We start from the raw sequence: 22,291 nt of genomic DNA on the forward strand, positions 1-22,291 counted from the left end.
ATGTCCAACTGGGCGGATAGAATCGTCCGGCCGAGTGCGAGCTGGGCCGATACGGGGAAGTGGGTACTGGATGGAGCACGGTCAGCAGACCGGCGAGTCGGTCGGCGCGATGTTGGCGAGTATCGCGTCGGCTCTCCGAGAGGTCAGCGAGAAGCTCGACGCGGTGGCGGCCCGGATCGACGGTGCGCAGACCGTGGTGAGCGAACCGACCGTCGAGGGGCGGTTGGCCGAGCTCGAGGCGTGGGCTTTCCGTGCCGGACAGGACATCTCGAGTCTCGATGCCAGGGTGGAGCGCCTGGAATCCGGTGACGACCCAGCGCAGGAGGACCAGCGAACTGCGCAACGCCCGCTACCCCGGGCAGCCGCGGGACGATCGAACGCGCGCGGACCGCAGCACGGCGGCGCCGAAGCCACTGCGCAGAAGAGCGATTCCCGCGAGCCGGCCGGTGCCACGAACGGTGTGCGCCCGCAGCGCACGCAGCGAGAGCCGGTGCACGCGGCGGTCGAACCGAGTTCTACTGCGCAGACGAGTTTCACACCGCCGCGCGAGCCCACGCCGACCGTGCTCGATACGAACGCCACGTCCGGGCAGAACTTCACCACGCCCCGCGACCCGGCGGCGAGCTTCACCGCCCCGCCGTCCCGTGAGCCGGCTTTCACCACTCCGGTCCAACGGGAGCCCGTATCGCCTTTCACCGCGCCGACACCGCGCGACCCGAGCACGGGACAGCAGGAGGCGTTCATCGCCTCGCGCGAACCCGCCACCTCGTACTCCCCCGGTGAGAACGCCGCGTACGAAAGCATCGTCGCGTCCGCCCCGAGCACGACGCACAACGGCGCGGAGAACGGCACAGCCCCCGGCACCCCGGGACTCACCGGAGCGCACCGCGCCGGCGACGACGACCGCACCCCGGTCGAGAACACGCACGTGGACAAGCTGCAAGCCATGCTGGACGAACTCAAGCGCACGGCGGCGGCTCCGCTGGGCCGCTCCGACCTCTTCGGGCCGGCGCCGGGCGAGTCGACGACGAATGGCTATCAGTCCGACCGCACCGACGCGCAGCGCCGACCGGCCGACTACCGGCTATCCAGCCCGCCCCCGATGTCCTGAAGGGCCTTGACGCGCCGCCGCTTCGGCGGAGGCGCCGCCGCGAACGAACGCAACAGGATCTGCTGGACGAGATCGCGCAGCCAGCGATGCCCCCCGTCGGCGGTGTTGCGCGGATGCCAGGCCATCCCGATGGCGACTTCGGGCAACGGCAGGGGTATCTCGAACGTGCTCAATCCGATCGCGGGTAGGGTAGCGGCGCTCAGCAAGGCGGGTGCGGGGCAGACCAGGTCGCTGCCGCGCACCGCGAACAGCGCGCTGGTCAGCGTGGGCACGGTGGCCACCACCCGCCGGGTGCGGCCGTGCAGGGCGAGGCGGTCGTCGATCGGGCCGTGCGAACGGCCGGTGCGCGAAATGCTCAGGTGCGGCGCGGCGGCGTACGCGGCGACGGTGACGCGATCGGTGACCAGCGGATGGTCGGTGGCGGCGACTCCGATCACCCGGTCGGTGAGCACTCTGCGCACAGTGGTCTCCGGGTCGGTGTGGTCGATCACGCCGACCTCCAGGTCGACGCGTCCATCCCGCAACGCCCCGGTGCCCTCGGCGATGTCGGGCAGGAAGCGCAGCGTCACGCCCGGCGCTTGGGCGCGCACCGCGGACAGCAGGGGCCCGGCCAGTTCGGTGAGCACCATGTCGCCCGCCTGTATCGCGAACGTCCGGCGCAGCGCGGCCGGGTCGAGGTCGTCGCGCGGCGTCAGCAGTGCGCGTCCCTGCTCGACCAGCGTGCTGACCTCGTATCGCAATTCCAGTGCGCGCGGCGTCGGCACCAGGTTGCGACCGGCACGCACGAGCAGCGGGTCGCCCAGTACGTCGCGCAATCTGGCCAGCGTCCGGCTCATCGCGGGCGGCGAGGTGTGTAGGCGCTCCGCGGCCAAGGTGACGCTGTTGGTGTCCAGCAGTGCGTCGAGGGCCACGAGGAGATTCATGTCCAGCGCTTCCACCCTTGGATTATCGCCAACGCAAACAGCGGCCCCCGGTATTGCGCGCGCGATAACTCGCGGCGAGTCCGAACCGAGCGGTTCCACCGGACAGTCGGAGGCGGAACCGTCCGTGCTCGAGCGGGCCGCCGCCACGGGCACGGCACCGTTGCGAGCATCCGGCTGGCCGGTGAGCTGGGGATACGCCCCGCACAGGCCAGCTGGGCGGCGGCGCGACAGTCCTCATCGACGCGCCGGACCCAGAAAGCAGCACCGCAGACCGATCGGCCATCGGACGGCCCGGCACGATTTGCCGCATGACAGCCGCCGGTTCGGCAGTCGATGCAAGTGTGCGCACGCGGTCGCCCACCCCGCGGCCCGGACCGATCGGAGAACTCGCTGACCGAGTGGACCGGCGCTACCCGGGTCCGCCCCGATGTTCTAGTGGCTGACCCGGCCGCTGTCGCCCTCGTACGGAAGCAGCTCAGCCTCGATCGGCACCGCCGGGCGTGCCACCGGCCCTGGCCCCGGCTTGCGACGGTTGGCCAGTCCGCGGTAGGACTCCGGCCTGATCCGGCGGAACACCTGCGCCACGCGCGTGTGCAGCGGCAGGCGGAACTTCAGGTCGGCGAGCATCTCGTCGATGTTCTGGATGGAGAACGGGACGACCGCGGTGCCGTGCGCGTGGTGGCCGTGCGTGCGTTCCTCCATCCAGCGCAGCCGGGCGTCCATCTCCTCGTCGAGTTTCTCGGCGGGCGGCAGGACGAGCCCGCCGTTGAGCAGCGCGGCGGTCCAGTGCGCGGCGACCTCGGCGTTCAGCGTGCTGATCACCGAGGAGTTGTAGCCGGCGAAGGTCAGATTCGGGACCTCCAACGGCAGGATCTGACGGTGCAGGCGGAAATTGCCGTGCTCATCGGTCAGCCTGCGCTGGATGTACGGCGTGAGGAACGGCACGCGCTGCTGGAAGCCGGTCGCGCAGATCACGACGTCCGCCTGCAGCACCTGCCCGGTGGACAGCCGGATCCCGGGCGCCGCCTTCGGGCCACCGCCCATCTCGGTGATCGTGGTGTCCCGGTGCACCGTGATACGTCCGTTGGCGACCTGCTCGTAGAAGCCTTCGCTCACCAGGCTGACGGTGCTCTCGGCGATCTGCTCGAACCGCCCCTCGGGCACCAGACCGAGTTCACGCAGCTGCGAGTGCTTGGTGACCAGTTCCTGGATCAGATCGAAATTGCTGATCCGTACCGATTCGCCGGGGCCGTCGAGGAACCGGTCCATCCAGCGGGGCCGCAGGTAGTGGAAGTGCGCCTCGCCGAAGCGGGTCAGCATCAACCGCTCGTAGTCGATCACCCGCGCCAGCTTGCGCGGCATCTTCCAGAACAGCCGCCGGGCCACCACCGAGGTGGACGCCGCCACCTCGCTCACCGCGGTGGCGATGTCACAGGCGGACTTGCCGTAGCCGACCACGACGACCGACTTGCCGCGCACCGACTCCAGATCGGTGAACTCCGAGGAGTGGCACAAGCGCCCGCCCGCCGCGCGGAACCAGTCGGCGCCGCGGTACTCCGGCATCGCGGGTTCGCTGAAAACACCGTTGGCGATGACCAGGTGATCGCACGAGGCGCGATGGACTCCGCTCGAATCGCGAATCTCCAGCAACCAGCCGCTGTCCACCGGATCGGCGGCGACCACCTCGGTGCCCAACCGCAGGTGCTCGGTCAGCCCGAAGTGCTCGGCGTAGGCGGCCAGATAGGCCTGCATGTGCTGCCCGTCGAGGACGCGCGGGTAGTCGGCAGGCATGGGGAAGTCGGAGAAGTGATATGTGTCCTTGGAGTTCTGCGTCTGCAGTCCCGGGTATCGCCGGGTCGCGCTCCACACACCACCGACATCGGGTGCACGGTCGAAAACCTCGACCGGAAAACCCGCCTGTTTCAGCACTTTCGCGCAGGCGAGACCTGCGATACCCGCACCGACGATCCCGATGCGGCTTCCGCTTGTCATGCGCGAGAGATTACGTCGCCAGCGGCGCACAGCAAAGTCGGTCGACCGAATCCGCTCTTCAGCGCACTACGGGCGTACCCACCGGGACCACCGGAAGCTCGAGCAGCCCACGGATCAGAATGCTCTCCCGCCACCGCAGGTCCGCGTCGTCGACGGCGGGCCGCAGCTGCGGATAGCGCCGCACCAGCCGGGTCAGCGCGATGCGGGCCTCCAGCCTGGCCAGCGCCGCTCCGAGGCAGTAGTGGATGCCGTGGCCGAAGGCCAGGTGCCCGTTCGTGCCGCGGTCCGGGTCGAACGCCGCGGGCGAGGCGAAGTGTCGTTCGTCACGGTTGGCCGACGCCACCGAGACCAGCACCAGTTCCCCTTCCGGGATGACGCCGCTCGCCAGGTGGACCGGCGCGGTGGTGTAACGCAGGGTCGCCACGTTGACCGGGCCGTTGTGGCGCAGCGTTTCCTCCACCAGCGGTGTGACGCCCGCCGGGTCGTCGCGCAGGGCCAGGTAGCGGGCGGGATCGGCGAGCAGTTCCAGCACGGAGTTACCGATCAGGTTCACCGTGGTCTCGTGACCCGCGACCAGGATCAGGAAGGCCATGGAGATCAGCTCGTCGTGACTGAGCCGGTCCCCTTCCTCGGTGGCGAGCAGCAACTGGGAGATCAGATCCTCACCCAAGCCCTCCGCGCGCCGCCGGGCGACCAGGTCGTCGAAGTAGTCGACGATGGCGTCGGTCGCGGCACGGATGCCCTCCGGCGTGGACATGGGCGTGTCGACCACCGCCGCCGACCACTCCCGGAAGCGCGCGCGGTCCTCGACCGGCACGCCGAGCAGTTCGCAGATCACCGTGATCGGCAGCGGGAACGCGTACTCCGCGAGCAGGTCGACCGGACCGGCGCCCGTCGCACGATCGATCGCGTCGAGCAGATCGTCCGCGATCGCCACGATCCGCGGTGTGAGGGCCTCCATCCGCGCGGGCGCGAACGCCGGTGTGACGAGTTTGCGCAGCCGCGAGTGCCGCGGCGGGTCGGAATTGAGCAGATGCAGGCTCAGGCGCGGGTTGACCGCCGTGACGCCGCTGCCACCTGCGGCTGATCGCCGCGCCTCGGCGCCCCTCGGAGCGTGCGGGTCCTTGTGGACGTCGGGATGGCGCAGCACCTCCTTGGCGGCGTCGTAGTCGACCACAAGCCAGGCGCGCACACCGGTGCGCAACCGGACCTGATGCACCGGCCCCTCGGCGCGCAACTGCTGGTAGAAGGCATGCGGCGTGCGAAAGAAATCCGCGGGCAGCTCTCTCATCCGATCGGTTCCCCCTGATTCGTGAGTATCGTTGCGGCCCTTCGATGGTGACACCGATCACGGATCTCGGCCAGGCCGCGCGACCGGACCATCCTGTGATCAGCGTTGCCCCTCGTCGCGGCCCGGCCCGGCGCGCGTCGTCGTCAGGGTCCGGCTACCCTGCGCCAGTGAGTTCGATCGCGCCCGTCCTGCGGCGTGCCCGGATCGCGAACTCGTTCGCGTTCGGCGCACAGGGCTTCTTCCTCGCCGTCGTGCTGACCGAGTTGCCGCAGCAGAAGGAGCGTTTCGGGCTATCGGACGGCGTGATCGCGGTCTCGGTGGTGCTGATCTCGTTGCTGGCGGGCGGCGGCAGCGTCCTCGCGGAGCGGCTGGCGCTGCGCTGGTCCAGCCGCGCGGCGGTGCGGATCGGGCTGCTGCTCGTGGCCGTCACCGGATCGGCGGCGGCGTTCGCGCCGAACACGCCGCTGCTGGTGGCCGCACTCGGCTGCTACGGGATCGCGGTCGGCATCGTCGACGCGAGCACCAACATGCAGGCCGTGTTCATCCAGCACGGCTATGGGACGTTCATCCTGTCGTCGTTCTACGCCGCGTGGAGCGCCGGAACGATAGCCGGGGCATTGTTCGTATCCGGGTGCGAGGCGCTGGAGGTGACGCTGCGCGAATCGCTGCTCGCGGCCGCCGCGATCGTGCTGCTGCTCGGCTGGGCGCTCGGACGAGGGCTGCTCGGCGTGCGGGACGCGGAGACGAGTCCCGTCGAGACCGCCGCGTCCGGTCCCACCGTCGCGCTGCGCGCGTATGTCGGGTTCGGGGTCGCGATGGCGTTCGTCTTCGCGGTCGACCTCGCGGTGGGCAACTGGTCGGCTTTATACCTGACCGACGACCTGCTCGCCGGTTCGGCGACGGCGGCGCTCGCCTTCGCCGCGTATCAAGGCACGTCGTTGGTCTCCCGGATCGCCGGGGATTCGCTGGTGCGCCGTTTCGGTCCGCGCCCTGTGGTGCGGGCCGCCGCGGGCACCGGAGTCCTCGGTCTGGCTCTCGTGGTGGCCGCGCCGAGTCCGGCGGTCGCGATCGCCGGGTTCCTCGTCGCGGGCGCGGGCCTGCCCGTGATCGCGCCGCTGTGCTTCAGCGCGGCCGGGCAACTCGCGACCGGACGGGAGCTCGACGCACTGATCGCGCGTCTCAACCTGTTCAACTACGCGGGGACACTGCTCGGCGGCGGTGTGGTCGGCGCGATCGCGGCGAGCGTCGGTCACCGCGTGGGATTCGTGATCCCGCTGCTGTTCGCCGTGGCCCTGATCGGGCTCTCCCGCGTCTTCCGCTCCCATCGGGTCGCGAGCGCGCCTCCTACGCGGAAACTGGACCAGCCCACCGAACTCGGGCCTGCCACCGGCTAGTGCGACCAGCGGTGCACAACCGGACCTCGGCCGGCGCCAAGGTCTCCGAGCGCAATCGCCGCAATCGGCCGATCAGCCGATTCGCCAGCCACGGCGACAACAGGAAGGCCGGCGCGGTGGCGCCCGACACCGCGGCGCCGGTCAGCAGCGAGTCGCGTGACCGCCCCGCCGCGGTGTCTGCGGCCTGCTGGTTCTGGTCGCCCCAGAGCGCCACCACTTCGCTGTTCACCTGATCCGCGACCGATCGCCAGTCCGCGATGCTCACCGGCGGCGCGGGCGCGGGGCCCGACTTCGCGGGGCGGATGACGGCCTCCTCCATGGCGCTCGCCTGCTGCCAGGCGCGCGACGAGGTGAGCGCCCTGAGCCGCGCCGCTGACGCGTTGTCGATATGCTCTGATGTAGCCATGAGCAACCTCTCCGTCGTCGTCGACCGCGCCGGGCTGTGGGACGCGGAAGCGCTCAGTGATGTTGCCGCCGCGACTTTTCCACTGGCGTGCCCGCCCGAGGCGACGCCCGACGACATCGCGGTGTTCGTCGGCGAGGTCCTGTCGGGCGAACGGTTCGGCGAATATCTGAGCGATCCGGCCCGGATCGTGCTCAAGGCTGTCGCGGACGACGACATCGTCGGTTACGCGATGCTGGTCACGGGCGGCCCAGCGGACCCTGCGGTGGCCGAGCCGGTCGGGCCGCACCCGATGGTGGAGCTCAGCAAGTTGTACGTGCTGCCCGGCCGGCACGGCACCGGGGTGTCCACCGCGCTGATGAACGCCGCGCTGGACTGGGCGCGCGCCGAGGGATATCCGGGCGTATGGCTGGGCGTCAACCAGGAGAACGTCCGCGCTCGGCGCTTCTACGCCAAACACGGTTTCACCGAGGCCGGCACCAGGACGTTCACCGTCGGCGCCCAGGTGCATCACGACTACGTGCTGCGGCTGGTCTTCTGATCCCGCCTCAGCGCAGGAAATCGACGAGTGCGGTGTGGAACGCGCGGTTCAGCACCGCCATCAGGTGATCGCCGGGCACCACGGCCAGTTCACCGTTCGGCAGCGCGGCGGCGAGTCGCTCCGGTTCGGCGGCGAAGGGGTCGTCCTCGCCCGCCAGCACCAGCGCGGGCACGGTGATGTCCGCCAGCGTCTCGATGGGACGATCGTCCAGACCCGTCGCCACGGCGTGGATGGCTTGTACGTCGGCCTGTACCGCGTCGGCCAGCACCCGGAACATCTTCGCGGTCGGCGACGCGTCCGCGCCGTCTCCGGTCATCGCGGCCTGCAGATCCGGCAGGTCGATCACGCGGCGATCGACGCCACCGCAGTCCAGCACACCCGACCCGATGCCGCCGACGGCCAGCCGCCGCACCCGCCGGTCGGTCGCGGCCACCATCAGCGAGATCACCCCGCCCATCGAGTACCCGACCTGCGCGACCTCCTCGAATTCGAGCTCGTCGTAGAGGGCGCGTACGTCACGCGCCATCGCCTGCCACGAGTACCGCGCCGCGTCGTGCGGCTTGCCGGAACGGCCGTGACCGCGCGCGTCCAGGGACACCACGGTGTGCCCGGCGGACTGCAGTGCGGCGACCACACCGGTGCTCATCCAGTTCGCGTTGGTATCCGCGACCACTCCGTGCTGCAGCACGACCGGGATGCCCTCGCCCTCCCACACCCGGTAATTGAGTTCCAGGCCGTCCCATGTCTCAAACTTCGCCATGCCGGGATCGTAGTGCACGGCACGCCACCGAAACTGCCGAAGCGGACGTATCGGGCCGGGTGCCGCGCTCAGCCCAGCAGTCGGTCCCGCAAGGCCGCGATATCGGCGCCGGTGAGTCCCAGGCCGTCCCGGACATAGGCGTCGAAACTTCCGTAGGTCCGATCCACCTGGTCGAAGGCGGCGTCGAGCCAGGATCCCTGAACGCCGTTGAGCGGGTCGTTCTCGCTCGCGTTGCGGAATCGGTTGGACAGCAGATAGTCCTCGGTGACCGTGGCACGATCGACGCCGAGCAGCGTGAGCAGCACGGCCGCCGTCCAGCCGGTGCGGTCCTTGCCCGCGGTGCAGTGGAACAACACCGCGCCGTCGGCGCCGATGAGGTCGCGCAGCACCGAAGCGAACGCCTCGTTCGCGCCGGGTGCGGTGATGAACGCGCGATACAGGCCGTCGCCTCCGGTGAGCGTGGTGACGATGACCTCCGGCGGAGCCTGGCCGATCACGTCGGCCCAGTGCGCCGTCGCGCCCGTGGGCAGCCGGTCCGGACCGAGCGCGCGCTCGTAGACCGTGCGCAGGTCGTGCACGGAACGCACGCGGCGGCCGGTCAGCGCGGCCAGATCCTCCGGCGTCGCGTTGTTCAGCTGCCCGGTCCGATACACCAGACCGGTGCGCACGATCCGGCCGTCGGTGGTGCGATACCCGCCGATGTCCCGCGCGTTCTGCACCCCTTGCAGGTGCAGGGAGGGATCGGCGACGACGACCGCAGGCGGGTCGGCCTGCGCGATGACGGCTACCGGCCCGAAGGCGACCGCCAGGCCGGCCGCCATCGCGACCGGGGCGCGGAAACGAGTGGCCATTCGGCTGCTCCAATCATCGGGTCTGTGGGGTCTGCCCACGTTCTCTCGCCGGCCGCCGAGGCCGGGCAGGCAGCGCTAGGCCGCGACCTCGAACCGCGACAGCGCGAGCAAGCGGGAGATGGCGCGCAGGTACTTCTTGCGGTAGCCGCCCTCCAGCATCTCGGCGGAGAAGATCTCGTCCAGTTTCGCGCCGGACACCGTCACCGGCACGCTCGCGTCGTAGAGCCGGTCGGCCAGCACCACGATGCGCAGCGCCACGGCCTGATCGGTGACCGGATGCACGCCGGAGACGAACACCGACGACACCCCGGAGATCAGCGCGCCGTACTTCGACGGATGCAGGGTGCTGAGGTGCTTCAGCAGCGCGTCGAACTCGTCGAGCGTGGAATTCGGTGTGCTCGCCGCCCGTTCGGCCAGGACCGCGGCGGCGGTGGGCTCCGGCGCGGGGGGCAGATCGCGGTGGCGGTAGTCCGGCCCGTCCACGCGCACCGCCTCGAAGATGGCGCCCAGCTTCTTGATCTCGCGCATGAAATCCTGTGCGGCGAAACGGCCTTCGCCGAGCTGCCCCGGCAAGGTGTTCGACGTGGCCGCGATCGAGACACCGGCCGCGGACAGTTCGGTCAGCAGGCGCGAGACCAGCATCGTGTCGCCGGGATCGTCGAGCTCGAATTCGTCGATGCACAGCACGCTGTTGCCCGAGAGCCGCTCGAGGGCATTGGCGAAGCCGAGCGCGCCGACCAGGTTGGTCAGCTCGCCGAACGTACCGAACGACTTGGGCGCGGGCGAGCTGTGGAAGATCGAGGCCAGCAGGTGGGTCTTGCCGACGCCGAATCCGCCGTCCAGATACAGGCCCGCGCCGCTGACCTGCTTCTTCTTACCGAAGAAGCTCTTCTTGCCTGCGGCCTTGCTGATCTTGGCGACCTGCCCGGCGAACTCCTCGGCCTTGCCGACCGCGGCCGCCTGGCTCGGTTCCTTCGGATCGGGAATGTAGGAGGCGAAGCTCACCTCGTCGAACATGGGCGGCGGCACCATTTGGGCGACGAGCTGATCGGCCGGGACCTCCGGGTGACGATCGACGAGGCGTTCTTGCATGGACGAAGCCTAAAGACGTGGTGAGATCTGATTTCATGCAGCGTAGCCAGAATGCGATCCAGCTCACAGCACTCGGCCCGGACGACCTCGCGCAGATGTACGCCTTCCCCGCCGCGCTCGACGCGCCTTGGGTCCGCGCCAATTTCGTCTCCAGCATCGACGGCGCCGCCACCAGCGGCAACCTGACCGAAGGGCTGGGCACCCCGGCCGACCGAACGGTGTTCATGTTGCTGCGCGAACTGGCGGAGGTGATCGTCGTCGGCGCGGGCACGGCGCGCGCGGAGAACTACGGCGGGGCGCGCACCGACCCGGCGCGCCGCCGCGCGTTCCACGAGCGCGGCATCGGCGGGCATCCCGACGGCGCGCCGCCGCCGATCGCGGTCGTCACGGCGAGCGCGGCGATCGACCCCGGCGCGCGCCTGCTCACCGATACCCAGGTGCCGCCGCTGATCATCACGACGACCACCGCGCCCGCCGACCGCAAGCAGCGGCTGGCGGACGCGGGCGCCGAGGTGATCGAAGCGGGTGGCATCGCGGTGACGCCCAGCGGCTTGCTGCGGGTTCTCGCCGAGCGCGGCCTGCTGCGGGTACTCACCGAAGGCGGCCCGCATCTGTTCGGCGAACTGCTGGAGGCGGATGTGGTCGACGAGCTGTGCCTGACCACCGCGCCGCTGCTGGTCGGCGGCGCGGCGCGGCGAATCTCGCTGTCGGCGCACGAATTCCGCGTCCGCATGACGCGCGCGCACGTGTTGCTGGACGACGACGGCACCATGCTCACCCGGTGGGCCCGTCGATGAAAGAACCGTCCGAACCTGGCAGGCTGTAGCAATGCGCTGGACTCGGGCCGCCGTGCTTGCCGCCACCCTCTCGATCGTGACCGCCGGTTGCGGCGCGGGACCGTCGGATCGTCCCGGTGTCGCGGTGCAGCGCCCGCCGGTCGCTGGCACCGCGACCACCTCCGCCGCGCCCGCTCCTCTGCCCAAGGCCGAGCTGCCCAGAACCGACCTCAGTTGGCGCGAGTGCACCCAGCCGACCTTGGATCAGTTCGGACTCGGCCCCGCGCCCGCCGGGTTGGTGCTCGACTGCGCCGAGTACGCCACCCCGATCGACTCGACGGGCACGGTGCTGGGCAGTTTCCGCGCGGCCGCGTTGCGGGCCAGGCTGGCGCAGACCCCGGCCGACGCGCCGCCGCTGGTGCTCACCTCGGGCTCGGATCGCTCCTCCTCCGCCACCCTGGCCGGGTTGGCCGCTGGCCCCGCCTCCGTGCTGCTGGCCGCCCGCCCGATCGTCGCGGTGGACCGGCGCGGCATCGGCGGCTCGCAGCCGATCGATTGCCTGCCCACGGAGATCCGCCGTGGCCTGGCCGACAACGCCCAGTCCGGTCCCGGCGCGGGCGACCCGGTGGCCCGCATGACGAAGTTGAGCCAGGACGGCACCATCGCCTGCCGCGACTTCCTGCAGCCGTACGAAGGCACCTTCGACGCACCGCACGCCGCCGACGACATCGAGCAGTTGCGCAGGCAATGGCAGGTGGACCACATCGCGCTGCTGGGCACGGGCAACGGCGCGAAGGTCGCGCTCAGCTACGCCCGCAAGTACGGCGATCACGTCGCCCGGCTGGTGCTCGACTCCCCGGAACCGGTCGGCACCGACGCCGTGACCCGCGCCGAACAGGCCGTGCAGGGCGCCGAGGCGGCGCTGACGGCCTTCGCGCAGCGCTGCGTCGGCGTCGGCTGCTCACTCGGGGCCGATCCGCGCGCCGCGGTCACCGATCTGGTGAACCGTGCCGCGGGCGGCGAACTCGGCGACATCTCGGCGAACGCGTTGCTGACCGCGGTGTCGGGCTTCCTCGGCAGCCCGCGCGCCGACCAGGCCGCTCGGGTCACCGAGCTGTCCGACACGCTGGCCGCGGCCGGACGCGGCGACCGCGGGCCACTGGGCAACCTGATCAGGCAGGAGGCCGCGGCCACCGCGAGCGACGGCCAGTTCGTCAACCGCTGCACCGACACACAGCTGCCGCCGACACCGGCCAAAGCGAACGAACTCGCGGGCACATGGGCGGGCAAGTATCCGGTTTTCGGCAAGGCGGCGGCCATCGGCCTGATGGAGTGCGCTGCCTGGCCGGTGTCGACCGCGCCGCCGCTGCCCGAAAAGCTGGGTATTCCGGTGTTCGTGCTGGGCGGGGTAGCCGATCCGGTGGTCGGTAACGGCGGTCAGTCCTCGGTGACCGGCGCGATAGGTTCGGCGGGCGCCCGGCACGCGGCGCTGTCCTGGCAGGGCTTCGGGCATCCGGTGTCCACGCATTCCGGCTGCGCGCAGCGGGCCGTGCTCGACTATCTGAAGGACGGCAAACTTCCCGCAGATGGCACCGCATGCCCGGCGTAGCCCGGGCGTGCGGAGCCGTTCGAGCGGCGCGTCCGACAGGTCCGGCCAACCGCCGGTAACCCATCCGGTGTACCGTGCCCCAGTGTTCCTTCGACAGCTCGAGCCCAGGACCGCTCGCACCACCGCCGAGGTGATCAAGTTCGCACTCTGGCCCCTGGCGGTCATGACCGTGCTGAACCGGGTTTTCATCAAGGCTGTCAACGGCTTCATCACCGACGACTACCGGCCTGTCTACCAGGCGTCGTTCGACTTCCTGAACGGGCGGCCGGTCTACACCGCGAATTTCGACTCGGTGGACCCGCACTACCTGTACCCGCCCAGCGGCACCCTGCTGATCGCGCCGATCGCCGCCATCGACTACGAGAAGTCGCGCTGGCTGTTCATCGCCCTCAACGCGATCGCGATTCTCATCGCCTGGTACCTGTTGCTGCGGCTGTTCCGGTACACCCTGCATTCGGTCGCCGCGCCCGCGCTGCTGCTGGCGATGTTCTCCTCCGAGACCGTGATCAACACGCTGGTGTTCACCAACGTCAACGGCTGCGTGCTGCTGGCGGAGCTGATCTTCATCCATCTGCTGCTGAAGCGGCGAGACCTCTGGGCGGGCGCCGCGCTCGGATTGAGTATCGCGGTCAAACCGACACTGGCTCCGTTGCTTTTGATCGCGCTCGTGCGCGGGCAGTGGAAAGTCTTCGTGACGGCCCTCGGCGTACCGCTCGCGCTCACCGCGATCGCCTGGCCGCTGGTGAAGGACCCAGAGAAGTTCATCACCCGCACCGCGCCCTACCTTTTCGAATCCCGCGACTACTTCAACAGCGCCATCGTCGGCAACGGCGAGTACTACGGACTGCCGCCGTGGCTGACCTGGGGCATGCGCGTGGCGCTCGGCGTGCTCGTGCTGATCTCGCTGTGGCTGCTGTACCGCTACTACCGCGAGGACGAACTGTTCTTCGTCTGCACCTCCTCCGGCGTGCTGCTGACGGCCTCGTTCCTGCTCAGCTCGCTGGGGCAGATGTACTACTCGATGATGCTGTTCCCCTTCCTGATGACCGTCGTGCTGCGCAACTCGGTGCTGCGCAACTGGCCGGCCTGGCTGGCGATCTTCGGGTTCATGAGCTACGACAAGTGGCTATCGGACCGCTGGCAGCACATCGGCCGCAACCTGGAGTACCTGCGCATCACCTTCGGCTGGGGCCTGCTGCTCATCGTCGTGTTCTGCGTGCTCGGAGACCGCTATCTGGCCGCGCGGCGGGAAGGCAGGCTGCCGTTCGGCATCGATCCCGCGTGGATGAGTTCCGCCCCGGACCCGCGCGGCGAACAGCCGCAGCCGCCGGTCGCCGCGGCTCTCCCGGCGGAAACCCACAGACCACAAAACGGTTCGACGCCCGCGGAGCAGAATCGTATTAGCGTGGAGCCATGAGTTCCGAAGCCGACACGTCCCTGCCCGCGCCGCGCATCCAGCTCTCGCCGCAGGAATGGCGGTCGAAGCTGAACCCCGAGGAGTACTCGGTGCTGCGCGAGGCGGCTACCGAGCGGCCGTTCACCGGCGAGTACACCGACACCAAAACCGAAGGCGTCTACGTGTGCCGGGCCTGCGGCGCCGAACTGTTCCGCAGCACCGAGAAGTTCGACTCGCACTGCGGCTGGCCGTCCTTCTTCGATCCGGCCGCGTCCGACGCGGTGATTCTCCGGTCGGACGACTCGCTCGGCATGCATCGGGTCGAAGTGCTGTGCGCGAACTGCCACAGCCACCTCGGCCACGTGTTCGAGGGCGAGGGGTACAACACGCCCACCGACAAGCGCTACTGCATCAACTCCATCGCCCTGCGACTGCACCCCTCGGACAGCGCAGCGGAGTAACCAGCCCGACGCTCACGGGCAGCGTACGAAGCCCCGGCGCTCGGCGCATGCCCCGAAAACTTCGGGCAAGCGTTTGCCTGCACCGGGGCAGGGCGCATCAGGGCAGAGCGGCGATCAGCTGCTCGATCTCCACGCGGGGGCCGGTGAAGAACGGGATCTCTTCGCGCACGTGCCGACGGGCGTCGGTGGCCCGCAGGTCACGCATCAGATCGACGATCCGGTGCAATTCGGGCGCCTCGAAGGCCAGGATCCACTCGTAGTCACCGAGCGCGAACGAACTGACGGTGTTCGCTCGCACGTCCGGGTAGCCACGCGCGGCCTTGCCGTGTTCGGCCAGCATCCGGCGGCGCTCCTCGTCGGGCAGCAGGTACCACTCGTAGGACCGGACGAACGGGTACACGCAGATGTAGGCGCCCGCCTCCTCGCCGGCCAGGAAGGCCGGGATGTGGCTCTTGTTGAACTCGGCGGGGCGGTGCAGCGCCGCGTTGCTCCAGACCGGCGCGCTGGCCCGTCCCAGCTCGGTGGTGCGGCGGAAATCGGCGTACGCGGCTTGCAGGTCCTCGACGCGTTCGGCGTGGGTCCAGATCATGAAATCGGCGTCGGCGCGCATCCCGGCCACGTCGTAGATGCCGCGGACCACGACGTCGCGGTCGGCCAGACCGTCGAAGAACGCCTTGGCCTCCTTGGTCGCCGCGTCCCGGTCCTCGCCCAGCACTCCGGGCTGCACCTGGAAGACCGAGAACATCAGGTAGCGGATGGTGGAGTTGAGAGCCTGATAGTCGAGTCGCGCCATAGCACTATCGTGCCACTCGCTCGGGAGCGCCCGCGTCGCCGGGCGTGAACTGCTCGATGTGCACGCGGGCGTCGGGGATACCGAGGGCGCGCAACTGGCGTTGCATCTCGCCCAGGAACCCGGATGGACCGCAGACGTATACGTCGGCGTCCTCGGGCACGTTCAGCACCGAGAGATCGGCCCGGCCGTGCCGGACGCCGGGAGTCGGTTCCTCGTACCAGATTTCGACCTCGGCCCGTTCGAGCCGAGCAGTGAGTCCCAGCAGCCGATCGCGCAGCGGATGGGTGCGCGGCGCACGGTCGGCGTGCACGACCAGCGTGCGACGGCCCGGGTCGTGGGCGGCGAGATAGTCGAGAACGCCGATCGTCGGGGTCACACCGATGCCGGCGGAAATCAGCACCAGCGGTGTCTCCGCCGCGGTATCGAGGACGACGTCACCGAACGGAAGGGTGATCTGCAGCGGGTCACCCGGGCGCAACTGCTCGTGCAGCCAGGAGGACACCTCGCCCGCCGGGCAGCCGGCGGCCGCCTCGACCCGCTTGACGGCGAACGACAGCGCGCCGTCGCGCGGCTTGCCCACCAGGCTGTACTGACGCAACTGGCGCGCACCGTCGGGAAGCCGGACGCCGACCGAAACATACTGTCCCGGAATGAATCCCGGTAGCCGCGCAGCCGGGTCGGCGGACTCGACGGTGAAGACCGCGACGCCCGAGGGGTCGTCGTCGCGAGCCACGACACGGACGTCCCGGAACACGTCGCCGGAATCCACGCCCGCCTCGGCGTAGAGCCCCTTCTCTTGATCCATCAACGTGTCGGCCATCATCCAGTAGACCCGATCCCAGGCCGCCGCGACCGCGTCGCCGACCACGTCGGCGCCGAGCACTTCCACGATGGCCGCGAACAGATTTTCGTGCACGATCCGGTACTGCTCCGGAGTAACCCCGAGTGAGGCGTGCTTGTGCGCGATCCGCGACAACATAGTGGCCGGGTGCGGCAGCGCGGGGTCGACCAGGTACGTGGCGAAGGTGGCGATGGAGGCGGCCAGCGCCCGCTGCTGACTGCCCTGTGCCTGATTGCCCCGGTTGAACGTGTCGCGCAGCAGCCGCGGGTGGGCGTCGAACATCGTGCGGTAGAACACGGCCGTGATGCGGTCGATGTTCGCCGCCACCAGCGGTAGGGTCGCGCGGACGACCTCGGCGTGCCGCGGTTCGAGTTCCGGTTCGGCACGGACGACGCTGTCGAGGTTCATGAAACTTCCTTCATCTCAGGGGTGACACTCGCCGTGGAGCGGACGAGTAAATGCAGCAACCCGGTTGTCGACGAGGTGACCAAATCCTCTATCGAATAACGGTCGAGTTCGGTATAGAAAGCCTTCTTCGCGTCGGCGAGAATTCGACGTAATCGGCACCCGCCGAGTAACGGACACGGATTCGGTTCCCCGCACTCCACCACGTCGCGGTTGTCTTCCAATTCCCGGACGAGCTCACCCACCGACGCGGCGCGACCTGCCGCGGTGATGAACAATCCGCCGGATCGTCCGCGGTGCGCCTCGACGAGGCCCAGTTCGGCCAGCCGCGAAACCGCCTTGGCCACATGCTTTTCGGACGCGCCGACCTGTCGCGCGATGAGTTTGGTGGTGACCCGGGAATTCTTCTCGTCCTCCACCGCGAGCCGCATGATGGTGCGCAAACCGATATCGGTGAAATGCGAGAGCTGCATGGTGCTCACGGTACCGGCGAATTCCACCGATTCCGCATTCCGGCGGGGTGTCCTTAATTACGCCGATCGGTGCGCATTTTAAGTGCGCCGCACATTGTCCGACAGGCCGGAACAGTGCCGCATAATTGTGGTCACAGGAAAGCGCGTGCGCGGTGCCGCGACGAATCTCGTCGGTGCGGACACGCCCGGCGAACGGTCAGCGTACGGTGCCCGCACCGACCTCCGCCGCGATGCGCTGTGCGGCGGCCGCGCCGGAGGCGACGCACGCGGGCACACCGACGCCGTGCAGGTACGCGCCCGCCACCGCCAGCCCGTCCAGCGCCGCGACCTCGGCTTCGACGGCCGCGATGCGGGCCGGATGGCCGGGCGCGTACTGGGCGAGGCCACCCGGCCAGCGCTGTACGACAGCCTCGACCGGCTCGATCGCGACCCCGGTGACGGTAGCCAGGTCCGCGGTGGCGGCGGCGACGAGTTCGGCGTCGGGCCAGGACAGCGGGGAGTCGTCGCCGAACTTGCCGAAAGAGACGCGGACGAGCGCCGTTTCACGTTGTGCGAGATGTGTCCATTTGCGGCTGGACAGGGTGAAGGCTTTGGCCCGCAGCGGCTCTCCGGTGGCCACCAGGATGCCGGAGTTCTGTGGCAGGGCGGTCTCGCGGGGCAGCGCCAGCGCGACCACCGCCGACGAGGAGAGTTCGACACCGGCCAGTTCCGCGGCGGCGACCGGGGCGACGGCTGCCAGCAGTCGCGCGGTCACCGGCGCCGGAGTGGCGAGCACCACCGCGTCGACGGCGCCGATCGGGTCGACCACCCAACCGCGCAGACCTCTGGCCAGACGCGTGCCCGGCGTCGTGGTGACGAACCGCGCCCCGGAACGTTCGGCGAGCGCCTCGAGCAGCACCCGGTAGCCGTCCCGGATGCCACCGAAGACCGGCGCGTTCGAGGGCGGCGGCAGCGCGGCGCCGACGGCGGCGGTGAGACTGGGCGCGCCGTCGTCCAGCGCGGCGGCGAGCGTGGGCAGCGCGGCGCGGACACCGATGGAGCGGGAGCTGCCCGCGTACACGCCGCCGAGCAGCGGATCCACGCTGCGCTCGGCGACCTGCGCGCCGAAGCGGTCGGCGACCAGTCGGTAGACGTCGGTGTCGGAGCCGGGCTCCCAGGCCAGCGGCCGGTCGGGTTCGGCGGCGATGCGTGCCAGTGTCTCGGCGTCGACCAGCCCGCGCATCGACTCCGCGTTCGCCGGGACACCCATCAAGGTGCCCTCCGGCAGCGGGTGCGCGGTGCCGGCGGACCACACCAACGGCCGCAGACCCGCCGGGGTCACCAACTGCGACTCGAGCCCGAGTTCCCGCAGCAGCGCGGGTACCTCCGGCCGTCGCCCGACGAACGCCTCCGCGCCGAGATCCAGTGGCTCCCCGCCCAGTTCGCCCGTGTAGAGGATGCCGCCGATCCGTTCGGCGCGATCGAGCACGAGTACGTCGGCATCCGGCCCGAGCGACATCCGCAACCGATACGCGGCCACCAGCCCGCTGATCCCACCGCCGACCACCGCGATACGCATGCCTCGACCGTATCGCGTACCGCGACGGCGGCCGTCCGACGGTAGGCGCCCGGATGACTCGGAACACACTGTGTCCACGATGTCCGCGGCGATGACGGATACGTCGGCCGGACTCGACTCGGCCGATGGCAGCCTGAACCGCCTCGGCCGCTCGCGGATGGCTGCCGGGCGTCGGCGCGTGGTACGCGGGTCGACCTGGCGGCCGGGTATGCGGCGGTACCTTCGCCGGATCCCAGCGAGCGACCGTGGCAGTCGCCATCACGTTCGCAGAGACTCCAAGAGCACCGACACGGGTGGGCCGCGACGACAGCAGGGGTTCCCGGCCTCAGCGCTCGACACAGCCGCCGCACTGCTGCCTCGCGGCCGTGGCGGCCTACCCGCGTTCGCCCGCGCTACAACTCGTGGACGAGTTCCACCAAGGCGGTCAGCACGCCCGGATCGGTGTCCGGAAGCACCCCGTGGCCCAAGTTGAAGATGTGCCCGGCGGCGCCGAGCGTGATCGCCTCGTCCGCTTCGCGCGCGATCCGCCGGGCCTGCTCCTCGATCACTTCCGGTCCGGCGAACAGTACGGCGGGATCGAGGTTGCCCTGCAACGCTTTTCCGGGCCCGACGCGGCGGACGGCCGCGGTGAGCGGCACCCGCCAATCGACGCCGACCACGTCGGCGCCCGCCTCGCTCATGGCGCCGAGCAGCTCTCCGGTCCCCACACCGAAGTGGATGCGCGGCACGCCCGCCTCGGCGATCTCGGCGAACACCCGCTCCGAATGCGGGAGCACGAAATTGCGGTAGTCGGCCAGCGAGAGGGCGCCCGCCCAGGAGTCGAACAATTGCACCGCGTCGACGCCCGCCGCCAACTGCGCCTGCAGGAACGCGATGGTGATGTCGGTGAGCACGCCCAGCAGCTCGTGCCAGGTCTGCGGATCGGCGTACATCATCGCCTTGGTGCGCTCGTGGTTCTTGCTCGGACCGCCCTCGACCAGGTAGGAGGCGAGGGTGAACGGCGCGCCCGCGAACCCGATCAGCGGCGTCTCCCCCAGCGCGTCGACCAGCAGGCGTACGCCGTCGGTCACCGCTCCGACCTCCTCGGGGCGCAGCCGGGGCAGACCGCGCACGTCGCCGACCGTCCGCACCGGCGCGGCGACCACCGGCCCCACGCCCGGCACGATGTCCAGGTCGATCCCCGCCGCTTTCAGCGGAACGACGATGTCGGAGAACAGGATCGCGGCGTCGACGCCGTGCCTGCGAATCGGCTGCAAGGTGATCTCGCACACCAGCTCGGGATCGAAGCAGGATTCGAGCATCCCGATGCCCGCCCGCACTTCGCGGTACTCGGGCAGCGAGCGTCCGGCCTGGCGCATGAACCACACCGGACGCCTGCTGGGCGTCGCGCCGGTAGCGGCGGCCAGGAACGGGGCATCGGTCAACCGGCGGCGGGTATGAGTGCTCATCACGGCTATCGTATGCGGGCCCGGTGGGAGGGGCGGACGCGGAGGCGGCAGCGATGACCGCACGGACGCCGCATGGCCCGTAGCGGCGCGCCTCCGACTGCGCCGGGTGCACAAGGTCTACCGTCAGCATTCGTGACACCGCTCGACTTCCGCGACGGCGCCGCACCGACCGAAGGACCTCATGGCGAGCCAGCTCAGTTTCGCGCCGCGGTCGAGGCGATGGGCACCGCTACCGTGCACCCTCGGATCGAGCTCGCGCCCATCCGGCCCCCGCAACGACTCGCACCGTTCTCCTACGCCATCGGCGCAGAGGTCGCTCATCCGGAAACCCCTGTCGTACCGGCCGATTCCGAAGGCGACGCGTTCGGCAGGCTGATCCTGCTGCACGATCCGGACGGCGACGACACCTGGCACGGCACCTTGCGCCTGGTCGCCTACATCCAGGCCGACATCGACGCCGCGCTCGCCACCGATCCTCTGCTGCCCGAGGTGGCGTGGAGCTGGCTGGTGGACGCGCTGGAGTCGCGCACCGAGCCGTTCACCGCGCTCGGCGGCACGGTGACCTCGACCAGCTCGGTGCGCTACGGAGACATCGCCGGTCCGCCGCGCGCCCATCAGCTGGAGATACGCGCGTCGTGGACGCCGGTCACCACCGACATGCGCCCGCATCTGGAGGCGTTCTGCGAGGTACTGGCCTACGCGGCGGGGTTGCCGCCGGCCGGGGTGACCCAGCTGCAGATCCGGCCCGGCCTGTCCGGCGATCACCCCTGAGCACGCCCGTCGGCGTGCCGTGACCTGCGCCGGAGCCCCTCGTTCTGTGTGCGGGGCACATCGCGCCCGATTCGCCGACACACTTATGCGCCGATAGGACGGCGGCGCCGTGGCGTCGGCACGTAAAGTTCAACACCATGTCCGTACCAGACGAATCCGAACCCTCGGCCGCGACGCCGCTGCTCGCGCCGGTGGAGGGCGTGCCACCGGTACTGGACACCGCCGCCGAGATCAGCGCAGCCGCCGCCCGGCTGGTCGCGGGCACCGGCCCGCTGGCCGTGGACGCCGAACGCGCCTCCGGGTTCCGCTATTCGGCGCGCGCGTATCTGATCCAGCTGCGCCGTGCGGGCGCGGGCACGTTCCTCATCGACCCGATCCCGGTCACCGAAGCCCTCGGCCCGCTGGCCGACGCGATCAACGGGCTGGAGTGGGTCCTGCACTCCGCGGACCAGGATCTTCCCGGCCTGGCCGAACTGGGTTTGCGCCCGGCCAGGCTGTTCGACACCGAACTCGGCGGACGTCTGGCTGGTTTCGAGCGCGTCGGGCTCGCCGCGATGGTGGAGCGGCTGTTGGGCCACGCACTGCGCAAGGGGCACGGGGCGGCCGACTGGTCCACCCGGCCGCTGCCCGCCGACTGGCTGAACTACGCCGCCCTGGACGTGGAACTGCTGCTCGAACTGCGCGACGCCGTGGCCGACGCACTCGATGCGCAGGGCAAAACGGATTGGGCGATACAGGAATTCGAACACATTCGCACCTTGGACCCGCCCGCGCCGAAGGCCGAGCGGTGGCGGCGTACCTCGGGCATCCACACCCTGCGGCGCACCAGGCAACTGGCGGTGGTGCGCGAGCTGTGGACCGCGCGGGACGCGCTGGCCCGTGCCCGCGACGTGGCGCCCGCCCGCATCCTCCCGGACGCCGCGATCATCGCCGCGGCGGCCGCGGAACCCAGGTCCATCGCGCAGTTGCGCACCTTGCCGGTGTTCGGCGGTCCGCGCCAGCGCCGGTACTCCCGCGAATGGCTCGCCGCGATCGAGCGCGGCCGTACGTTGCCCGACAGCGACCTCCCGCCGCTCACCCAGCCGTTCGACGGCCCGCCGCCGGTCAACCGCTGGGAGCGCCGCGACCCGGCCGCGGCGGCGCGCCTGACCCGGGCACGAGCCGCCATGGCCGACCTGTCGGCGCAGCACGCGATCCCGGTGGAGAACCTGCTCGCGCCGGATCTGGTTCGCCGCCTGTGCTGGGACGGACTGCCCGACTACGAGGCGGTGGACCCCTCCGCCGTCGACGGATTCCTGAAGTCCGGCGGCGCCCGGCCGTGGCAGCGGGAACTCGACGTCCCGCGACTGGCCGCGGCGTTGCCGCCGTCGGACTAGCGCCCGCTCCGTCGGCTCGCCCGTGG

21 protein-coding genes are annotated in these 22,291 nt (G+C 70.2%); 9 read left to right on the forward strand and 12 right to left on the reverse strand.

Annotation, left to right across the window (positions count from 1 at the left end):
- Positions 1 to 70 precede the first annotated feature (70 nt).
- Positions 71 to 1,111, forward strand: coding sequence for a hypothetical protein (locus tag ACIHAX_RS05410; RefSeq protein WP_397275932.1), 1,041 nt, complete (start codon positions 71 to 73; stop codon positions 1,109 to 1,111).
- Here ACIHAX_RS05410 and ACIHAX_RS05415 read toward each other — a convergent pair.
- The 3 genes from ACIHAX_RS05415 to ACIHAX_RS05425 all read right to left on the reverse strand — a co-directional run bounded on the left by ACIHAX_RS05415 (position 1,078) and on the right by ACIHAX_RS05425 (position 5,317).
- On the reverse strand, positions 1,078 to 2,040 hold the full coding sequence (locus ACIHAX_RS05415) for a LysR family transcriptional regulator (RefSeq protein WP_397276050.1): 963 nt from the start codon (positions 2,038 to 2,040) through the stop codon (positions 1,078 to 1,080). The two genes, ACIHAX_RS05410 and ACIHAX_RS05415, sit on opposite strands and share 34 nt — an antisense overlap.
- 426 nt (positions 2,041 to 2,466) lie before the next feature.
- Positions 2,467 to 4,026 carry a flavin-containing monooxygenase gene (locus tag ACIHAX_RS05420; RefSeq protein WP_397275934.1) on the reverse strand — a complete coding sequence of 520 codons (1,560 nt, stop codon included), beginning with the start codon at positions 4,024 to 4,026 and terminating at the stop codon, positions 2,467 to 2,469.
- 58 nt (positions 4,027 to 4,084) lie between these two features.
- Complete coding sequence (locus tag ACIHAX_RS05425; protein ID WP_397275936.1) at positions 4,085 to 5,317, reverse strand: cytochrome P450; 1,233 nt, start codon at positions 5,315 to 5,317, stop codon at positions 4,085 to 4,087.
- 167 nt (positions 5,318 to 5,484) lie between these two features.
- Between ACIHAX_RS05425 and ACIHAX_RS05430 the strand changes: the two genes are divergently transcribed.
- Positions 5,485 to 6,711, forward strand: coding sequence for an MFS transporter (locus tag ACIHAX_RS05430; protein WP_355070420.1), 1,227 nt, complete (start codon positions 5,485 to 5,487; stop codon positions 6,709 to 6,711).
- Here ACIHAX_RS05430 and ACIHAX_RS05435 read toward each other — a convergent pair.
- Complete coding sequence (locus ACIHAX_RS05435; protein ID WP_397275939.1) at positions 6,662 to 7,117, reverse strand: hypothetical protein; 456 nt, start codon at positions 7,115 to 7,117, stop codon at positions 6,662 to 6,664. The genes ACIHAX_RS05430 and ACIHAX_RS05435 overlap by 50 nt on opposite strands.
- Here ACIHAX_RS05435 and ACIHAX_RS05440 point away from each other — a divergent pair.
- Positions 7,116 to 7,655, forward strand: coding sequence for a GNAT family N-acetyltransferase (locus tag ACIHAX_RS05440; protein ID WP_355070416.1), 540 nt, complete (start codon positions 7,116 to 7,118; stop codon positions 7,653 to 7,655). The two genes, ACIHAX_RS05435 and ACIHAX_RS05440, sit on opposite strands and share 2 nt — an antisense overlap.
- 7 nt (positions 7,656 to 7,662) lie before the next feature.
- On the opposite strand, the gene ACIHAX_RS05445 is transcribed toward ACIHAX_RS05440, so the two are convergent.
- From ACIHAX_RS05445 to zapE, 3 genes are all read right to left on the reverse strand, one after another.
- A complete protein-coding gene (locus ACIHAX_RS05445) occupies positions 7,663 to 8,415 on the reverse strand; it encodes an alpha/beta fold hydrolase (protein ID WP_397275941.1) in 753 nt (250 codons plus the stop codon).
- 68 nt (positions 8,416 to 8,483) lie between these two features.
- On the reverse strand, positions 8,484 to 9,266 hold the full coding sequence (locus ACIHAX_RS05450) for a tyrosine-protein phosphatase (RefSeq protein WP_397275943.1): 783 nt from the start codon (positions 9,264 to 9,266) through the stop codon (positions 8,484 to 8,486).
- 75 nt (positions 9,267 to 9,341) lie between these two features.
- On the reverse strand, positions 9,342 to 10,358 hold the full coding sequence (zapE, locus tag ACIHAX_RS05455) for a cell division protein ZapE (RefSeq protein ID WP_355070410.1): 1,017 nt from the start codon (positions 10,356 to 10,358) through the stop codon (positions 9,342 to 9,344).
- Positions 10,359 to 10,375: 17 nt separating this feature from the next.
- Here zapE and ACIHAX_RS05460 point away from each other — a divergent pair, with 17 nt between their 5' ends.
- From ACIHAX_RS05460 to msrB, 4 genes are all read left to right on the forward strand, one after another.
- Complete coding sequence (locus ACIHAX_RS05460) at positions 10,376 to 11,155, forward strand: pyrimidine reductase family protein (protein ID WP_355070408.1); 780 nt, start codon at positions 10,376 to 10,378, stop codon at positions 11,153 to 11,155.
- A 31-nt stretch (positions 11,156 to 11,186) separates the two neighbouring features.
- Positions 11,187 to 12,743, forward strand: a complete 1,557-nt coding sequence (locus ACIHAX_RS05465) for an alpha/beta hydrolase (protein WP_397275946.1) — start codon at positions 11,187 to 11,189, stop codon at positions 12,741 to 12,743.
- A 67-nt stretch (positions 12,744 to 12,810) separates the two neighbouring features.
- Entirely contained in the window at positions 12,811 to 14,160 is a 1,350-nt protein-coding gene (locus ACIHAX_RS05470) for a glycosyltransferase family 87 protein (protein ID WP_397275948.1), read from the forward strand.
- Positions 14,157 to 14,600 (forward strand): peptide-methionine (R)-S-oxide reductase MsrB, encoded by a 444-nt coding sequence (msrB, locus tag ACIHAX_RS05475; RefSeq protein ID WP_355070403.1) that lies wholly within the window; start codon positions 14,157 to 14,159, stop codon positions 14,598 to 14,600. Before ACIHAX_RS05470 ends, msrB begins: the two co-directional genes overlap by 4 nt.
- A 97-nt stretch (positions 14,601 to 14,697) precedes the next feature.
- Here msrB and hemQ read toward each other — a convergent pair whose 3' ends face one another.
- The 5 genes from hemQ to hemE form a co-directional block, all read right to left on the reverse strand.
- Positions 14,698 to 15,393: a hydrogen peroxide-dependent heme synthase gene (hemQ, locus tag ACIHAX_RS05480; protein ID WP_355070401.1), complete on the reverse strand. Its 696-nt coding sequence runs from the start codon at positions 15,391 to 15,393 to the stop codon at positions 14,698 to 14,700.
- A gap of 4 nt (positions 15,394 to 15,397) precedes the next feature.
- On the reverse strand, positions 15,398 to 16,642 hold the full coding sequence (locus tag ACIHAX_RS05485) for a globin domain-containing protein (protein ID WP_364425969.1): 1,245 nt from the start codon (positions 16,640 to 16,642) through the stop codon (positions 15,398 to 15,400).
- The gene (locus ACIHAX_RS05490; RefSeq protein ID WP_397275951.1) at positions 16,639 to 17,112 is read right to left on the reverse strand and encodes an RrF2 family transcriptional regulator; all 474 of its coding nucleotides are present in this window, start codon (positions 17,110 to 17,112) and stop codon (positions 16,639 to 16,641) included. Before ACIHAX_RS05490 ends, ACIHAX_RS05485 begins: the two co-directional genes overlap by 4 nt.
- A 196-nt stretch (positions 17,113 to 17,308) precedes the next feature.
- Complete coding sequence (locus tag ACIHAX_RS05495) at positions 17,309 to 18,670, reverse strand: protoporphyrinogen oxidase (RefSeq protein WP_355070397.1); 1,362 nt, start codon at positions 18,668 to 18,670, stop codon at positions 17,309 to 17,311.
- Between the two features lie 392 nt (positions 18,671 to 19,062).
- Positions 19,063 to 20,118: a uroporphyrinogen decarboxylase gene (hemE, locus tag ACIHAX_RS05500; protein WP_397275954.1), complete on the reverse strand. Its 1,056-nt coding sequence runs from the start codon at positions 20,116 to 20,118 to the stop codon at positions 19,063 to 19,065.
- A gap of 132 nt (positions 20,119 to 20,250) precedes the next feature.
- Between hemE and ACIHAX_RS05505 the strand changes: the two genes are divergently transcribed.
- Positions 20,251 to 20,889, forward strand: coding sequence for a DUF3000 domain-containing protein (locus ACIHAX_RS05505; RefSeq protein WP_084823786.1), 639 nt, complete (start codon positions 20,251 to 20,253; stop codon positions 20,887 to 20,889).
- A gap of 137 nt (positions 20,890 to 21,026) precedes the next feature.
- Entirely contained in the window at positions 21,027 to 22,265 is a 1,239-nt protein-coding gene (locus ACIHAX_RS05510; RefSeq protein ID WP_355070395.1) for an HRDC domain-containing protein, read from the forward strand.
- The last annotated feature ends 26 nt before the right edge of the window (positions 22,266 to 22,291 follow it).

The organism is Nocardia sp. NPDC051929, assembly GCF_044548645.1.
GTDB lineage: Bacteria > Actinomycetota > Actinomycetes > Mycobacteriales > Mycobacteriaceae > Nocardia > Nocardia sichangensis.

What these genes read in the sequence shown, in the direction of transcription:
- ACIHAX_RS05410 (WP_397275932.1), top strand. Translation starts at nt 71, where the DNA reads ATGGAGCACGGTCAGCAGACCGGCGAGTCGGTCGGCGCGATGTTGGCG.
- ACIHAX_RS05420 (WP_397275934.1), bottom strand. Translation starts at nt 4,026, where the DNA reads ATGACAAGCGGAAGCCGCATCGGGATCGTCGGTGCGGGTATCGCAGGT.
- ACIHAX_RS05425 (WP_397275936.1), bottom strand. Translation starts at nt 5,317, where the DNA reads ATGAGAGAGCTGCCCGCGGATTTCTTTCGCACGCCGCATGCCTTCTAC.
- ACIHAX_RS05440 (WP_355070416.1), top strand. Translation starts at nt 7,116, where the DNA reads ATGAGCAACCTCTCCGTCGTCGTCGACCGCGCCGGGCTGTGGGACGCG.
- ACIHAX_RS05435 (WP_397275939.1), bottom strand. Translation starts at nt 7,117, where the DNA reads ATGGCTACATCAGAGCATATCGACAACGCGTCAGCGGCGCGGCTCAGG.
- ACIHAX_RS05445 (WP_397275941.1), bottom strand. Translation starts at nt 8,415, where the DNA reads ATGGCGAAGTTTGAGACATGGGACGGCCTGGAACTCAATTACCGGGTG.
- ACIHAX_RS05450 (WP_397275943.1), bottom strand. Translation starts at nt 9,266, where the DNA reads ATGGCCACTCGTTTCCGCGCCCCGGTCGCGATGGCGGCCGGCCTGGCG.
- zapE (WP_355070410.1), bottom strand. Translation starts at nt 10,358, where the DNA reads ATGCAAGAACGCCTCGTCGATCGTCACCCGGAGGTCCCGGCCGATCAG.
- ACIHAX_RS05465 (WP_397275946.1), top strand. Translation starts at nt 11,187, where the DNA reads ATGCGCTGGACTCGGGCCGCCGTGCTTGCCGCCACCCTCTCGATCGTG.
- msrB (WP_355070403.1), top strand. Translation starts at nt 14,157, where the DNA reads ATGAGTTCCGAAGCCGACACGTCCCTGCCCGCGCCGCGCATCCAGCTC.
- hemQ (WP_355070401.1), bottom strand. Translation starts at nt 15,393, where the DNA reads ATGGCGCGACTCGACTATCAGGCTCTCAACTCCACCATCCGCTACCTG.
- ACIHAX_RS05485 (WP_364425969.1), bottom strand. Translation starts at nt 16,642, where the DNA reads ATGAACCTCGACAGCGTCGTCCGTGCCGAACCGGAACTCGAACCGCGG.
- ACIHAX_RS05490 (WP_397275951.1), bottom strand. Translation starts at nt 17,112, where the DNA reads ATGCAGCTCTCGCATTTCACCGATATCGGTTTGCGCACCATCATGCGG.
- ACIHAX_RS05495 (WP_355070397.1), bottom strand. Translation starts at nt 18,670, where the DNA reads ATGCGTATCGCGGTGGTCGGCGGTGGGATCAGCGGGCTGGTGGCCGCG.
- hemE (WP_397275954.1), bottom strand. Translation starts at nt 20,118, where the DNA reads ATGAGCACTCATACCCGCCGCCGGTTGACCGATGCCCCGTTCCTGGCC.
- ACIHAX_RS05510 (WP_355070395.1), top strand. Translation starts at nt 21,027, where the DNA reads ATGTCCGTACCAGACGAATCCGAACCCTCGGCCGCGACGCCGCTGCTC.